This window comes from Pseudomonas sp. MNR3A (genome assembly GCF_009650575.1).
GTDB lineage: Bacteria > Pseudomonadota > Gammaproteobacteria > Pseudomonadales > Pseudomonadaceae > Aquipseudomonas > Aquipseudomonas machongensis.
In genome coordinates this window covers 56798-71926 of the sequence record NZ_VZZS01000001.1, presented here as the reverse complement: position 1 = coordinate 71926, position 15129 = coordinate 56798, and the positions used below count along the sequence as shown (strand labels likewise).

The 15129-nt window shown below is 64.5% G+C and carries 1 protein-coding gene and 1 pseudogene; both read right to left on the bottom strand.

Annotated elements, in window-relative coordinates:
* Nucleotides 1-455, bottom strand: a pseudogene (locus tag F6X62_RS25525) (hypothetical protein); the annotation flags it as partial.
* Between the two features lie 399 nt (nt 456-854).
* A complete protein-coding gene (locus tag F6X62_RS00260; protein ID WP_153772370.1) occupies nt 855-15107 on the bottom strand; it encodes a filamentous hemagglutinin N-terminal domain-containing protein in 14253 nt (4750 codons plus the stop codon).
* Between the last annotated feature and the right edge of the window lie 22 nt (nt 15108-15129).

Here is a 15129-nt window from a genome sequence, read left to right as displayed (position 1 = left end):
AGGCTCACTTCACGACCGGCGATGATCCCGCCCTGGGCGTTGCGGATCGAGTCGGTGGCGAGCATGTCCAGGCGCCCGCCTGCTTCGATCAGCCCGCTGTTGCTGATGTTGGTGGCGCTGGCGACGAGGTTGTTGGTGGCACGCAGGGTGCCGACGTTGACCAGGTCGCCGCCGCTGATCAGGTTGACGTCACGGCCCTAGATCAGCGCGCCGTTGGGGGCGACGCGACCGTTGGCGTGGGCCAGGTACAGCACCGGGGCCAGCACCTTCTCGCCGTTGACCTCGACCTGCTCCATCCAGACGATGTCGTGGGTCAGGGCGGCGACCTGCTCGGCGCTGAGCGACACGCCCGCGCTCAGCGACAGCTTGTCCTTGCTGGCGATGGCGTTGTCCATCAGGTAGCGGAACAGCTTCTCGTCGGCGGCCTGGCCGGCGAGGAAGCATTGGCCGGGGCGGGTTAGGCTGCCTCTACTTTCGCCCGTGCACTTAATAATGGAGCTATGTAGCTCTGCGACGCATTAAATTGCTCACACTAGGTCAATGCAGGCATGCTTCACTTAAGTTTGAAACCTTGAGACTCAAGCAATCCACGCTCGGAAATTACTTCGGAATTTACTTCCCACCGCCCCATTTGAAATATGAAGCAAGACATATCCCAAACCAGACAGGGACCGCATAGGCTAGAAATCCAGGAAACACGCCGGAAATATCAGTCCAGCCAAAATGCCATGTGTCATATTTAAAATACAGGGCTATAGCCCCTAAAAAATTTGATACGACCCCTCCAAAGAAAAACAAAACAACCAAATAGACTAAAAATAGTATATAAGCTTGAAACCTCGACTTGGGTTTCATTATTTGCTATCTCCTATTGATCCTATCTTGCCACCTGTAGCTTCGGAAATCTGAGCCCCCAAAGAGGCACCTACAATTTCAGAATAACTTCCGAGATACGGCTTCAATTTATCAGTTACAACTTGCCCACTTTTCAAACCCACAGCACCGCCGATGGCCGCACCTAAAACTGGATATATTGGACTATCACCTTTAATCAAGCTCCCTAAAAATGCCCCTCCCGTGCCTGCACCAATAGTGAATGCGACCCCGCGACCTTGAGTTGCGCCACCCACAGTGGTAGCAATGGCGGCATCCACATAACTAAACGGTTTATCCGTAGACAATTGATAGCTAATGTTAGCACCACCGCCAATGACACCGCCCATTGCTGCGCCAGCAAGTCCTGCCGGGGGCGATATAGTCGCGCCTAACACAGCCGGAGTATACACCCAACCAGCTACATAATCATGGCCCGGGCCTTTGTACCCATCGCTTCTAGCCAAGGACTGGAGCGCATCAGAAATCTGCTCGGGTGTCTTGCCTTGCTCAGCCATATATGCTCCTAAGCTAGCAGCTTCCGCCCCCCAACTTCCCCCGGGATGTAAAAAGTCATTATAGCGCTGAGCGTTTCCAGCCACCCAACTGGCGGTTTCAGGGTTCCCATTACCCAGGGCTCCTGCCAAAACCCCAATAATCTGGGCGGTCGCCACCTTGAACTGGTCGTCCGTAGCAAACCGTGAATCGAGATACTTGCCTAGACCTGCACTTGTAGCCGCCGTGAGCCCCTGCGCTGCCGCACCTGCCAGTGCCCCTGTTTTGAAGTCTCCTCCCTTGGCGGATGACAGCGCACCACCCAAGACTGCGTGCATTAGGATTTTTTGTGCAGAGCCAGGACTGACGTTGAGATAATCAGCCAAATCACCGACCTGTTTATTACCGAAGGCCGCCGCCAAATCCAATCCTTCAGACACAGCAGCAGCCCCAAGATTATCTTTGAAGCTGCCTCCATTTATCGCTGTGTTCACACTGCCAGCGACCAAAGCGTGCGTGCTGCTACGAAGGATGTTCTGGCTGACCGAATTCCAATCCAACATACCAGAGCTATACCCTGGATTATTGATGCCACTGGCACTCAGAACCAACGGGCCATCGGGATTCCACCCCGCAACTGCTGTATCTATTCCACTCAAAATTCCGCTTGTCACCATCTGCGTAGCGTATCCCTTTATGGCCTTGCTGCTGGTTGCCGCTTTTAGGCCAGCACCAATGTCTCCACCACCGTTTATGGTTCCTACTGCAAAGTTACTGGCCATGGCACCTGCAAGAGGACCAAGGTAGACGCTCGCGACGATCGAAATAATCAGGGCGGGTGCTGCTCCCAGTCCTGAATTTTTGTAATCCCAACTGTCGTGAATTTCTTTTACTACGCGCCAATCCACTTGTCCGCTGGCCTCGGCCTGCTTGATCCACGCCAGCTGGGGTTCTGCTCGGACCATTGCATCAATCGTTTGGCTGACGGTGTTTTGGTCAATTTGCTTAATATCAATATTTATTTTGCCAGCGGCCCGAATCGCCAATTCCCCCTGGGTTACCATCAAGGTCTGGCGCAACGTCTCATCAGTACTACCCTTGCCCTTTGCGCTGTTCCAGGCCAGGCTCGATTTGCTCTTCTCGTGACTCTCCTGATGCAGGTCCTTGACGCCCTCGAACGTGATCGCCCCACCACTGGCCAAGGTCAGGTCTTCACCGCTCTCAAGCTTCGCCGCCTGATAGCGCTGGTCGCCGCCGCTCGCCAGCGTGACAGCGCCTGCCGCCGAGACTTCGCTGCCAACATGTCGCACATCGGTGACTTCGTCGCGCTTGGTCTTCTTGCTGCCGAAGCTGCCTTTGCTCTTCTTGTCGTACAGGGAGTAGTCGCTGTCTGTCTCGGCGAGCAACGACAGTTGCTCCCTGGCATACAGGTACGCCTCGTCCCCGGCACTCACGCGGCTGGAAATCAGCGTCAGGTCCTTGCCAGCGGTCAGCGCCACATCGCCACCAGCTTTGACCAAGGTGCCGACCTGGCTGACGTGGTCTTCCTGGCGGGTGACTTTCTTGGTCTTGCTGTAGAAGTTCGACTCGTTGGCCGCCGAGGCCAGGGTCAGGTTCTCCAGTGCATCGACCGCAACATTGCGCCCGGCCTCCAGGGTGCTGGCGATGGCGGTGAAATCGCGACCGGCACTCAAGGCCAGGTCGCCGCCTGCGGTCACCTGCGAGCCGTATTGCTGCGTGGTCTGCGTGCGGTAGTTGGAGCCTATCTGCGTGCTGTCGACCTGCTGCGCCGAGGTGATCAGCAGATCGCGCCCGGTGCGGATATCCAGGTCGGCTCCAGCACTCAATACACCGCCGCTGTTGATCAGGTCGCGACCAGCATGAATCGAAAGGTCATTGGCTGCCTCGATACGCGCGGCACTGTCGACGAAGTCAGCACGCTTGCTGTACGCACCGGCACCGCTGGCATGGCTGCTGACGCTGCGCTCGTTGACCACATCACCGCTGAGGCTGGTGAGGCTGACGTCGCGGCCGCTGATCAGGCCGCCGGCGCCATTGACGATGCGGTTGCCAGCCAGCAGGTCCAGACGGCTACCGGCCTCGATCAGGCCGCTGTTGTCGAGGTCGTGGCCGGCGCTGGCGGAGAGGTTGTTGCTGGCCCGCAAGGTGCCGCTGTTGTCCAGGTTCTGGCCGGCGACCAAGGTCAGGTCGTTGCCGGCGATCAGGGCGCCGTTGGGCGCCAGACGGTTGTTGGCGTGGGCCAGGTACAGCACCGGCACCAGCACCTGCTCGCCCATCACCTCGTGCTGTTCGAGCCAGACGATGTCGTGGGTCAGAGCGGCGACCTGCTCGGCGCTGAGGCTGACGCCGACCTGGAGGTCGAGCTGGTTCTTGCTCGTCAGAGCGTTGTCCATCAGGTGGCGGTACAGGGCCTCGCCGTCGGCCTGGCCATCGATGAATTGCTGACCGGTGCGGGCGACCACCGCCTGCTGGATCAGACGCTGCTCGTAGAAGCCGTCGCCCAGGCGCTTCCAGCTCTGGTCAGGGTCGTAGCCGAGGTTGCCAAGCAGATAGTCCGAACTCATGAACTGCTTGAGGTCGGTGAGTACCGGATTGGTCTCGATCAGGTACTTGTGCGGCTGCGGGGTGCCAGTATTGGCCGGAACCCCCTGCACCCGCGGGATGCTCTGCGCCGCGGGCAGTGTCATGGCGGTGGAGACGGTGCTGGCGACGGTCGGGAGGGCCTGCTGGAGCGTCGGCGCGGCCACCGACGTCATTGCCGGGAGGCTGGTGTCGCGGGCAGCGATGGTCTCGGTGGAGGGCTGGGCAAGCGTGATTGGCGTGCTCGGCCCAGGCTGTGCAGTGGACCAGTGCAACCCGTCGGCGGCCCCTCCTACCTGGCTCGACGTGCCTTGGCTGGCGGCCACTTCGCCGCTGCGGCTGGGCAGTGCACCCGGCCCCTGGGCCTGATCGATGGCCGCCACGCGCACGTTGGTGGCGCCCGGGTCCAGACCAGCGGCCTGACGCTGATGCGCCTGGAGGGCGCGGTCGCTGCCAGCGACGGCGGCCAGCTCGGCGAGGTCGACGCTGCGTCCCTGCACAAGCGGCGTGGGCTGCTGGCGCTGTTGCAGGTCGATGCTCGCGCTGCCCAGTTGCCACTGGGTCGGGACGCTGGACGTAGCGCTGGCCTTGGCCTGGTTGGCAGCCTGGGCGCTGAGGCGGAACAAGCCGTTCTGACCGGTAGGCAGGCTGAAGCCGGGCAGGCTCAGCGGGTTGACCTGCTGCTGGGCGAGGTCAGGCGGCAGTTGCTGATGAATCGTGACGATGGTCGGCTGGGTCGCGCCGGAGACTGTAGTGTCCGAAGACCGCTGGCTGATGGATGACGCGGTGTTCTGCACCACGATGTTGCTGATGTCGTTGCTGGCGGTCAGCCTTGCCTTGCCACCGGCCTGGATGATCGCAGGGGCCACGGGGGCGCCACCCTCGACCTTGATCTTGTCATCGATCCCGATGAACACACCCGGGTCGAACTTGTCGACCAAGGCCTTGAACGCCACCGGATCGAACGGCCCAGATTGCGGATGGGCCTGATCGTAGGCGGCCACCGCATCGATCATTTCGTAGAAGTAACGACCGGCGATCTTCACGTCCTTGCCGATCTGATGGCGGTCAGTCCCCGAAGCCGAACCGCCGGCCACATTGGAGATATTGGCACTGTCGATGGCCAGGTCGTTGACGGCGGAGATCAGGCTGAATTCGTTGTTCAGTGCAGTGCTGGCAATCGTCAGGTTACGGCCAGCCATCAGCATTGCCATGGGCGAATCTTCATGCACAACGGTGGAAACCGTCTGCGAGATGAACGCCGGCCCGCGCACCCACTTGCCGCCAGGGCGACCGCAATGCTGGACGCAGTAGATGCTGATCGAACCGCTGGTCACCTGCGTGTCCGAACGGAATTTTTCACGCTTGTTGATCACGCTGGCGGCCTGCAGGTCGATATCACCCGCCGCTTCGATACTGGCAGAGCTGTTGAGCACGCTGTTTGCCCGCGTTCCGCCCGTCACACCGCCGACCAGCAGATTGCCGAGGCTGTAGACATCGGCGTATTCGTTGCTGAAAGCGCCCACCTGAAGCCTCATGTTCTGGCCACTGAACATGAAACCACGGCTGCCATCGGCAGCCTGGACGTTGCGCAAGTCCTGGCTGACGACCGTCAAGTCCTGCGAGGCGGCCAGGGTACCGACGTTGGTCATGCTCCCGGCCAGCATTTCGAAGTTGCGTGCCGAGGTCAGGCGGCCCTGGTTGGACACTTGACCGGCTACTGCGATACGCGTGTTGTCGCCCCCGGCGATACTGCCGGTGACGCCAAGCTCTAGCTGCCCGGCATCGATGCCCAGTTGGCCAAGGCTGGCGATGCGACCATTGCCGGCATAGCGTCCGCCAAGGTGCAGGTCGAGGCTGCCATCACTGATGATCCGGCCGTCGTTGAGCCAATTGCCGCCACTTCCCGACAGCCGCTGGGTCGCCAGCAACTGCCCGGAGGCTGTCTGGGTCAGCTCGCCGACGTTGAGCGTCAGCCGCGCGGCCTGCAGCACACTGCTGTTGGTCCAGCTGGCCGCCTCCAGGGTCAGGCCGCCAAGGGTGGCAATGTCACCGCCGGCATTGCTGAGGTTGGCCATGCCGATCTGCAGGTCGCCACTGCCACCGTGCAGCAGGCGGCCCTGCTGGTTGAGGAAGGTGCCGGCCTGCAGGTTGAAGTCCTGGCTGCCGATTTCAAGGGCGCCAGTGCGGTTGTCGAGCAGCCCGGTAACCTGCAGGCGGCTCTGGGCGCCGCCAAGGCTGCGCAATTGGCCGCCCTGGTTGTCGAGGGTGGCAGCGACCAGGCCCAGGCGGCTGTCACTTTCGATGATTCCTGCGCGGTTGTACAAAGCACCGCCAAGGGTCAAGTCCAGCGCTTGACCGGCGAGCTTGCCACCGGCGCTGTTGTCCAGCGCAGTCGCTTCGAGGGTGACCTGGCCCTGGCCGTAGAGCCCGCCATTACGGTTGTCCAACTGTTGAGTACGGATAACCAGAGGCCCTGCCTGCGCCGCCAGACGACCGCCCTGGTTGTTCAGGCCGCCGAGGGCAACGAGGTTGAGCTGGCTGGCCTGCAGCGTGCCGCCTTGGTCGTTGCGCAAAAGGCCAGCGACCTGCGCCTGCAAAAGCCCGTGAAGGCTGGCCAGCACACCGCCGCGGTTGTCCGTGCTGCTGGCCGACAGCGCCAGCGGGCCCTGCTGGGCGATCAGTTTGCCGCGCTGGTTGTCCAGCACTTGCTGCAGGCGCACATCGAGCGCCTGGCCGGCCTGTACCGCACCGCCCTGGTTGGTCAGGCTGGCGGCTTGCAGGCTGACGCTGGCGTCACGGCTGGAGATCAGGCCGTCCTGGTCGTTGGCCAGGGTGTCGGCGAGCGTCACGGCTACCGCGCCGTTGGCGGCCAGGGTGCCCTGGGCAGAGTTGTCCAGACGGCTGCCTGCCAACTGCAGGGTGCCCTGGCTGGCCAGTTGACCACCCTGGTTGAGCAGCGTCGCGTTGCCCAGCACCTGCAAGGCGCTGGTCGCGAGCAGCTGACCCTGGGCGTTGTTCAGCAGACTGGCCAGGTCCAGGCTGAGCAAGCTCTGGCTGATGACGTTGGCGCTGCGGTTGTCGAGGCTGGCGGCCTGGATGAGCAGGTCGCCACCGGCATCGATGCGGCCCTGACGGTTGTCCAGGGCGCCGAGCAGGTGCAGGCGCTGGAGTCCGCCGCTGGCCAGGTAGCCGCTACGGTTGTCCAGCGCAGCCGCGTTCAGGCGCAGCGCGCCCTGGCTGACCAGGGCGCCACCGCTGCTGTTGTCGAGGTTGGAAGTGACGCTCAGGTCCAGATCGCCGGCGCGACTGGAGAGCGTGCCCAGGTTGCGGTTGTCCAGGCTGTCGGCACTGACCGACAGGCCCTGCCAGCCGGAAACCAGGCCGCCCTGGTTGCTCAACACGCCGCTGCCGACACCCAGGCGCTGGGCCGAAATCAACCGGCCGCCGTCGTTGTTCAGGGTCCGTGCTGCCAGGTCGAAGCCCAGGTCGCTGGCGATCTCGCCACGCTGGTTATCCAGGTCGCGCAGGTTGGCCAAGGTCAGGGCACCCTTGGCGCGAATCAGCCCGTCGCGGTTGTTCAGGCCGCCGCCATCCAGGCCCAGCAGCAGGGCCAAGGTGCTGTCGCCGAGCAGGCGTCCGCCCTGCTGGCTGAACTGGCGTGCCTTGATCTGCAGCGCCGCGCCAGCGGAAAGTTCGCCCCCGTCGTTGTTGACGTCGGTGGCTGTCAGATCCAGACCTGCCTGGCTGTTGATCAAGCCTTTGTTGCCGTTGTCGAGTTGGCCAGTCACGAGGGTCAGTCGTTCTCTGGCAAGCAACTGACCGCCTTGGTTGGCCAGGCTCGCGCTGTTCAGCACGAGTGCGCGACCGGCATTGAGCAGCCCGCCACCCTGGTTGGCCAACTGACCGGCAACGTCCAGTTGCAGATCGCCGCGGCTGGTCAGCAGGCCCGCGCCGTTGTCCAGGCTGGCGGCGCTGACCGAGAGGCTGGCGGCGGCGATCTGGCCCTTGAGGTTGGCCAGGCTGCGCGCGACGATCAGGTTCAGGCCTTGGTTGCCGAGCAGGCGACCGTTGCCGTTGTCCAGTTCGGCGGCCGCCAGGGTGAAGGCGTTGGCACTGGAAATTTCACCGCCACGATTGTCGACCCGGCCAAGGCGCGTAAGCAGCAGTTGACCTGGGGTGTTGATCAGCCCGCCCTGGTTGTCGAGGGTGCCGCCGGCCAGATCGATTGCCACGCCGCTGGCGCTATAAAGCGTGCCGCCATGCTGGCGCAGGCTGCCGAGGTTGGCCTGCAAGGCCTGCTGACTGGTGATGCGTCCGCCACTGTTATCGAGCTGGGTAGCCTCGATGCGCAGGCGATCGGCACTGCTCAGGCGGGCGCCGGAAAGGTTGTCGACGCTGGCGGCGCTAATACTCAGCAGGCCCTTGGCGCTGACCGTACCAGCGTCGCGGTTGTCCAGGTGCGCCGCACTCAGTTCCAGGCCCGCGTCGCCCAGGATCTGTCCCCCGGCGTTGCCCAGCGTGCCCTGGCTGCGCAACAGCAGGTCGCCGGCACTGGACAGCACGCCATGATTGTTGTCGATGCTTGCGGCGCTGACGCTCAGCGTGCCGTCGCTGTCCAGACGCCCATTCTGGTTGAGCAGGCCGTCGTCCAGCTCGACACTCAGGTCGGCGCCGCTGCGCAGTGTGCCGCTGGCGTTTTCCAGGCGCATGCCGGTGAGAGTCAGCGGCCCCACACTGGACACCAGCCCCATGGCGTTGAGCAGAGTGTGCTGCTCGATGACCAGCGCGCCCTTGGCCAGGATCAAGCCAGCGCCGTTATCCAAGCGCTGCCCGCTCAGGCGCACTTCGCCCTGCCCGGAGACTTCGCCAGCGCGGTTGTCGAAGGCAGCGCTGCGCACGGTCAACAGGCTCTTGGCGGCGAGCAGGCCTTTGTCACGGTTATCGAGGGTGTCGGCCTGCAAGTTCAGCGTAGTGTCGCTGGCAATCTGGCCAGCCTGATTGTCCAGGCTGCCCAGGCGCGCTTGCAGACCCGATCTGGCAGACAACTGGCCTTTCCCGTTGAACACGCTGCCGGCCACCAGTAACAGCTTGCCGTCAGCCTGTAATGTGCCCGCTGCGTTGCCGAGCAGGCCGTCGACCTGCACCTGGAGGTCGCCGCGGCTGCTGATCAGACCGGCGCCGTTGTCCAGGCCGGCAGCCTGCAACTGCAGGCTGCGCGCACTGACCAGGCCGCGCAGGTTGTCCATTTGCCGGGCGATGCGCAAGGTCAGGCTGGCGCCGGAGAGCAGCTTGCCACCGGTGTTGTCCAGACCGTCCGCGGCCAGCTCGAAGTCGACCAGACTGGAGATCTCGCCATCGCGGTTGTCGACCTGACCAAGGTGGTGCAGCAGCAGGCTGCCCGGGCCGCGGATAAGCCCGGCACTGTTGTCCAGCACACCGCCGTTGAGGTCCAGGTGCAGGCCATCGAGGCTGAACAGTTCACCGCCGTGCTGATCGAGACCGCTGACGCTGGCCTGGACCTGACGTCCGGCCAAGGTGCCGGCCTGGTTGCCGACCTGCCCGGCGCGCACTTGCAGCAGTTGCCCACTGCTGATCAGGCCGCCCTGGCCGTTGCTCAAAGCACCGCTGCTCAGGCGATTGTCACCCTCGGCGGTGATGCGGCCGTGGTCACGGTTGTCGAGGCTGGCGCTGGCCAGTGTCAGCGCCGCGTCGGTCTCGATGGTGCCGCCGCGGTTGTCCAGCGCCTGGATGCCCGTGAGGGACAATTCACCGTGGCTGGAAAGCTGGCCTGCCTGGTTGAGCAGTTGCCCGCCTTCCAGGATCAGGCGGCCAGCGCTGTCCAGGCGTCCGCCGCGGTTGTCCAGCAGCGCTTCGGTCAGTGGCACGCCGCTGTTGTCGAGCACCAGGCGCAGAGCCTGCCCGGCAGCGATCGAGCCGCCCTGGTTGTCTACCCGCGCAGCACGCAATTCGATCTGCTGGGCGAATACCAGCGCCGTATTGCGGTTGAGCAGGCGCTCGACGGTCAGGGCCAGACGCGTGCCGGCGATCAGCTTGCCACCGTCGCTGTTGTCCAGCTGTGTGCCGCCCAGAGTAGCCTGCGCCAGGCTGCTGAGCTGGCCACCACGGTTGTCGAGCATACCGACCTGCAGGTCGAGACCCGTGTTGCCGGCGATCAGGCCACCGCTTCGGTTGTCGGCATTATCGCCGTGCAGGGTGAGCCGACCTTCGGCGATCAACTCGCCACCCTGCTGCTGCAAGGTGGCAACACTGGCGTCGAGATTACCGCGAGTGGCAATACGACCCTTGCTGTTGTCGACCTGGGCCAGGCGCAGATCAAGTGGCCCGCTGGCGCTGAGCAGGCCTTCGCGGTTGTCCAGCGCGGAACCTTGGTAATCCAGGCGGTCCTTGCTGCGCGTCACCCCCTGGCGGTTATCGAAGCGGTCGACCAGCAGTTGCAACAGGCTGTCGGCATGCAGCAGGCCAGCCTGATTATCGACGCTGTTCGCCTGCAGGCTGAGCAGTTGCTTGCCGGAGACGACGCCGCCACGGTTGTCCAGACGGCCCAGGGCCAGGTCGATCAGGCCACGGGCACGCAGTTCGCCAGCTTGGTTGTCGAACAGGCCGGTGCTGCGTACGTGCAGACTGCCGTCGCTGACCAGGCTGCCCTGGGCGCTGTTGTCCAGGCCCGCGCTCTCGACCTGCAAGGCTTTGCCGGCAGCCAGGGTACCGCCGCGGTTGTCCAGAGCGTCGCTCAGGGTCAGGGTCGTGCTGTCGTCGCCCAGTACGGCGCCGTCCTGGTTGTCCAGGCTGGCAGCGCGAACCTGGGTCTGGCCGCTGCTGGACAGCTCGCCGCCGCGATTGTCTACCTCGGCAGCCACCTGCAGGTCCAGGCGTTGCCCGGCGCCGAGAGTGCCGTGCTGGTTATCCAGCGTGCCGGCCACCACCTGAAGCTGGTCGGCCTGTACCAGGCCCTGGGTATTGCGCAACTGTTGCGCCACACGGATGAGCAGTGCCTCATCGCTGATCAGTTGGCCGCCACCGTTGTCCAGACGCTGGGCGACCAGCTCGAAACTGCGCGCGCTGGAGATCTCGCCTGCGCGGTTGTCGACCTCGCCGAGCTGTCGCAACAGCAGTTGGCCGGCGGTGTGGATGAGGCCCTGACGGTTGTCGAGCCGCGCGCCGCGCATGTCGATGGTCAGGGCGGTATCGCTGAGCAACTGTCCGCCGCCTCGCTGGTCGAGCCCGATGAGTTCGGCCAGCAGTGCACCCTGACTTGTGACGCGACCGCCGTTGCGGTTATCCAGGTTGACGCCGATGAGGCTGAGGGTCGCGCCACTGGTAACGCGACCGGCCTGGGCGTTGCTCAGTTCAGCCAGTTCCAGGCGCAACGGGCCCTTGCCTTCGAATAGGCCGCTGGCACTGTTGTCCAGGCGCTGGCCAAGCAGCTCGATGCCGGCCTCGGCGCTGACCATGCCGCCCCGGTTGTCCACCTGACCGAGCACCAGGGTCAGGGCATTGCCACTGAGCAGACGCCCAGCGCGGTTGTCCAGGTACTCGCCGCTCAGGCTCAGGCCGGCCTTGCCCAGCAATCGCCCCTGGGCCTGGTTGTCGAGGCTGCCGGCGCTCAATTGCAACTGAGCGCCGGCTGCGAGCAGGCCGCCACGGTTGAGCAACCCGGCAGCGATACGGGCGCGCAGGCCCGCATCACTGGTCAGTTGCCCGGCGCTGTTGTCGAGGCTGCCGGCGTCGAGCGTCAGCGGCCCGCCGGCCTGCAACGTGCCGTTCCGGTTGTCCAGGTGCGTCGTCAACTGCAACTCGGCATCCTGCTCGACCTGCAACAGGCCCTGACGGTTGTCCAGCTGGCCAAGTCGCGCATTCAGGTGCGCAGCACGCACTTCGCCCTGGCGGTTGTCGAGGCTTTCAGCCTGCAGGTCCAGGCGCTGAGTGGCGGCGAGCACTCCGGCGTTGTTGATCAGTGCCGTGCTGTGCAGATCGATGAGCGGTGCAGCCAGGCGCCCGCCGACGCTGTTGTCCAGGGCGCGAGCGATGCGCAAGGTGAGTGCTTGCTCGGAGAGCAGTTTGCCGCCCCGGTTGTCGAGGTTGTCAGCCAGCAGTTCGAACGCCCGCGCAGAGGAGATCTCGCCGCCGCGGTTGTCGACCTGAGCCAGTTGTCGAAGTAGCAACTGGCCAGGTGCATTGATCAGGCCGCCCTGGTTGTCGAGCAGACCGCCGCGCAGGTTCAGCAGCAGATCGGCTCCACTGAACACTTGCCCGGCGTTGTGCATTTGCGTGGCGCTGACCTGCAACCTCTGACCAGCATGCAGGCGCGCGGCAGTGCCGTTGTCCAGGCGTGCGGCATTCAGGCTCAGATGATCGGCGGCGTACAGTTGCCCACCGGTGTTGTCGAGGTCACCGCTGTCGATATTTGCCGACTGACCGGCGATCACGGCGCCACTGCGGTTGTCCAGCACAGCGGCGCTGGTCAGGGTCAATCCCGCATCGGTCTGCACGCGACCGGCGCGGTTGTCGAGGCGGCCGAGGTGGGCATCGAGGGTCTGCCCGCCGAGGTTGCCGCGCTGGTTGTCGAGCGCGCCCTGAACGCTCAGGGTGAGCCCTTGACGGGCCTGCACACGGCCATCGAGGTTGAGCACGTCACCGGCGCTCAGGTCCAGCTGCTCGGCACTGATCAAGGCGCGACTGTTATCGAGTACGGCGGCGATACGCAGGATCAGCGCACCCTTGGACGACAGGCTGCCATCCTGGTTGTCGAGGCTGTCGGCGGCGAAGGTGAAACCGCTGCTGGCATGCATCTCGCCGTGACGGTTGTCCACGCTCGCCAGATTGCGCAACACCAACGCACCTGCACTGTGCAGGCGCCCGCCAGCGTTGTTCCAATGACCATGCAGCAGATCGAGGGTGAGTGCCTGATCGGCGTCCAGGCGCCCGCCTTCACTGTTGTCCAGACTGGCGCTGCTCAGGCTCAGGCTCTGCTGGCTGGTCATGCGTGCGCCACGGTTGTCCAGCGCGAGCGCCTGAACGTCGGCGGCCAGGACCGCGCTGGTCAGCCCGCCACGGTTGTCGAACCGGCCCTTGACCTGTGCAGCCAGGGTGCCACGCGCCTGCAGGGTACCCTGGCCATTGAGCAGTTCGGCGGCAGTGAGCGCCAGCCCTTGTGCCGCGATCAGGCCTGCGCCGTTGTTCAACTGCTCGACAATCGCCAGTTGCAGGTCGGCGCCGCTCAGCAACTTGCCACCGCGGTTATCCAGCTGGCGCGTGGCAAGCTGGTAGCCCTGCGCCGAGGAGATCTCGCCGGCGCGGTTGCCAACGCTGCCCAAGCCCAGCAGCCGCAGCGTACCAGGGCTGCTGATCAAGCCGCCGTCACTGTTCTCCAGGTGCCCGCCGCGCAGGTCCAGGCTCAACGCCTGGTCGGCGTGCAATTGGCCGCCGCCGCGCTGGTCGAGGCTGCCGGCCTGCACATCGAGCTGGCCAGTGCTGGCGATGCGTCCACCGTCACGGTTGACAAGGCTGCCCGCCTGCAGGCGCAGCTCACGGTCGGCGGCCAGGGTACCGGCGCGGTTATCCAGTGCGCTGCTGGCGGTCACGGCCAGTTCGCGGCCGGCACTGATACGCCCGCTGTCATTGTCCACCTGCTGCGCGGCAATGGCCTGGCGCTCGCCAGCGGCGAGCTGCCCGGCGCGGTTGCTGACCCGGGTGGCGGTGATCTGCTGGGCACGCGTGGCAACGACCTGCCCGCCCTGATCGTTGATCAGGCTGGCAGCCTGCACAGTCTGGTCGCGGCCTGCCAGGACGCGGCCCTGGGCGCTGTTGTCCAGCACACCGACGTGGCTGCGCAGGTCTTGGGCGGCGCTCAGCGTGCCGCCGCGGTTGTCCAGCGAGCCACGAATGTCGGCGTTCAGGTCACGGCTGGCAACGATGCTTTTGCCGGTATTGACCAGCGCACCAGCGGCCAGGTCGATATCGCCTTGGGTATTGCGGCTGCCGTCGGTGTTGACCCCGCTCTCGATCACGCCCAGATTGCTCAGGGTGCCGGCAGCCTGGACCTGCAGCTTGCCGCCTGCGGTCAGCGCCTGACGATTGACCACTTCGGCACTGCTGAGCACTTCGACGCGCGACGCGCCGTGAACCGGCCCCTGGAGATCGACACCTGCCGCCCGCACCGTCACCGCGCCGCTGGCGCTGGCCTGGTTCAGGGTGAGCTGCCCGTTGGCATCGAGCTGGATGTCGCCGCCGCTGGCGGCCATCTGGCCATCGAGCTTGACCCCTACGCCGGCTTCGGTGCCCACCAGCTTGATGGCCCCGGCATACATGCCGCCCAGGGCAGAGCTGTCGATAGCCAGTGTCGGCTTGGCGCCACCCTCTTCGGCTCGAGCCGTCGCCGCGAGCGTCCGGGCATCGACATCGTTGCGTCCGGCGACGATATCCAGGCGCTTGGCCTGCAGCCCGGCATTGATCTGCGCACTGCGGGTGATGATCTCGAAGCGGTCGACGTTGCTGGCATTGAGCCCGGCACCTTCGATCGCCACGCTGCCCTGCTCCACCTGGTAGCGGGTCAATTGACCGTTGTCGATCACCGGCGTACCCGTAGTCAAGGTCACCTGGGGCGTGTTGATGAAGCCGCAGCCATTACAGGTGATGCCATGCGGGTTGGCGACGATGACATGGGCCGACTGCCCCGCCACCTCCGTATAGCCGCGTAGCTGGCTGGAGTTGGCGCCGTTGACTTCGTTGAGGATGATGCTCGCCGCCGTGCCCTGCAGGTTGGGGTTGCCGACGATGATGCCGCCCAGTTGCGTCTGCTGCGTACGGCTGGTGGCGTTGTTGAGGATCAGCCCCTGCTGGCCGACGTTGTAATCGCTGAACTGGTTATGCGAGAGGCCACTGCCGTTGGGCGCGGCAATATTGACGATCGGCACGCCGTTGCCCGCCTGACCGACACTGGTATTGCCGCCGCTGACCATCACCCCTTCGGCAGCCTGCGCCCACAGTGGCTGCCAGAACATGACGTTGGCCAACAGGAAGGCCAGCGCGCGCTTGGACACACCGCAGAATTGCAGGCGGGGTTGCAGGCGCGCCGAAGGCTGGCGAACCAGGAAGGTGAAAAGGCGAACGTCCATGTGTTCTCTCGGGGCTCAAAGC

Bases quoted from the DNA above. Each gene is read 5' to 3' on its own strand.
- F6X62_RS00260 (WP_153772370.1), bottom strand. From the start codon at position 15,107: ATGGACGTTCGCCTTTTCACCTTCCTGGTTCGCCAGCCTTCGGCGCGC.